This is a genomic window from Sphingobium sp. TB-6, from assembly GCF_012927365.1.
Taxonomy (GTDB): domain Bacteria; phylum Pseudomonadota; class Alphaproteobacteria; order Sphingomonadales; family Sphingomonadaceae; genus Sphingobium.
Genome location: NZ_JABBGL010000049.1, coordinates 1 through 1546, shown reverse-complemented (window position 1 = coordinate 1546; position 1546 = coordinate 1). Strand labels below are relative to the sequence as shown.

Below are 1546 nucleotides of genomic sequence, written 5' to 3'. Positions count from 1 at the left end.
GCGAGTTTTTGAAGTTGATCGAATCCTCCACTGCTGCTGCGAAGGCCGTGGCAGTGACCGTACCCACACCAGGCACGGACGTGAGCAGGCGGCAACGTTGATCCGCGCCGGCCATCGCAACCAGTTGGACACCTCGAAGAACCGCCATTTCAGCAGTGGCCTGCAGCAGGAGGGGTGAGCAGGCCTTCTGCGGCCTGGTAACCGGCTAGGTTTTCGCTGATTTTCTGCGGCGGTGCCGCCTTTCAGCGCGGTTTGCTGTCACGCGGGCGCAGCACGCCCCTCGAGCCAGGCGAGCCGCTGGAAATTATAGGCCAGGTTCGCCATTCCGATCTTGATGCGGGCACGGGCGATGCCGATGGTGCGTACGAACAGGCCCATGCGATGCTTCTGCCCGGCGAACACGTGCTCGACCGCCGAGCGCACGGCTGAGCGCTTGGCATTGGCGCGCGCGATGTGCTCGGGCATCCCCCGGCGATGCGGCTTTCGCTGGTGGATGTTGCTCCTGAACATGCCCTTGGCCAGGAACGCCTCGTTCTTCTTCGAGCGGTAGGCCGTATCGGCCCAGACGCCCGAGGCAGTGTTGGCGCGGCTCACCAAATCAGGCAGTCGCGCGCCGTCATGGGCATTGGCGGCGCTCGCGTCCCAGGTGCGGATCAGGCCATGCGCGCGATCGATGCCGATATGGTTCTTGTAGCCAAACATCGGGATCGCAAGATCGACCGGTTTGAACGCCTTGGGATCAGTGCCTTCCTTCACCTTGGCCTTGGTGTACTTCACGCTCCAGCGCGCATCACGATCCTTCTGCCGGACCTTTGCGGGTTTATCTTTCCACCGTTCGGGGATCCGGCCTTCCTTGATCGCCGCCTTTTCTTCCTCTGTGTTGCGCTGTTTGGGCGCGGGCACGACCGTCGCGTCGATGATCTGCCCGCCCATGGCAAGATAGCCCCTGTCAGTCAGCGCGGCATCGAAACGGGCGAAGAGTTTGTCGATCGCCTTGGCCTTCACCAGTCGCTCCCGGAACAACCACACGGTCGTCGCATCGGGCACCGTTCCGTCGAGCCCCAGCCCCAGGAAACGCTGGAACGAGAGCCGGTCCTTGATCTGGAATTCCGTTGCATCATCCGACAGCGAATAGAGCGCCTGCAGTACCAGAATCTTGAACATCAGCACCGGGTCGAACGGTGGCCGCCCGCCTTTGGCACGGGAACTGCGGCGCAATGCCGCTACCAAAGGGCCGCGAAACACTTCGAAATCCACAACGGCCGCCAACCGCTCCAGCGGATCGCCAGCAGCGCTCAGCGCCTCATATCGGTCCGCAAGATCAAAGAAACCCGGCTGTCCTGCCATCCCTGCCTCCGCTGTCACGCATCGGCAGTGAATCACCTCAACCCGTCAAACACCACCGGTTTTTCGAGGTGTCCAGTTGCTTGGTCAATTCCGCAACGCGAAGCCGGATATCTCCCCAGGCTTTAAGTAGAGGTAAGATGATGCGTGCCAAATTGTCCTCGCCTTCCAAAAGCGAAATTACATTGCGGTCGAAGACGCT

The 1546-nt window shown here is 61.4% G+C and carries 1 protein-coding gene and 2 pseudogenes; all 3 read right to left on the bottom strand.

Going from position 1 to position 1546, the window contains the following annotated elements:
* Positions 1-94: pseudogene (locus tag HHL26_RS24000) on the bottom strand (transposase); the annotation flags it as partial.
* A 164-nt stretch (positions 95-258) separates the two neighbouring features.
* Positions 259-1347: an IS5 family transposase gene (locus tag HHL26_RS23995; protein ID WP_169576922.1), complete on the bottom strand. Its 1089-nt coding sequence runs from the start codon at positions 1345-1347 to the stop codon at positions 259-261.
* Between the two features lie 73 nt (positions 1348-1420).
* Positions 1421-1546: pseudogene (locus HHL26_RS24435) on the bottom strand (IS110 family transposase); the annotation flags it as partial.

Coding starts and splice junctions, on each gene's coding strand:
- HHL26_RS23995 (WP_169576922.1), bottom strand. CDS start 1,347: ATGGCAGGACAGCCGGGTTTCTTTGATCTTGCGGACCGATATGAGGCG.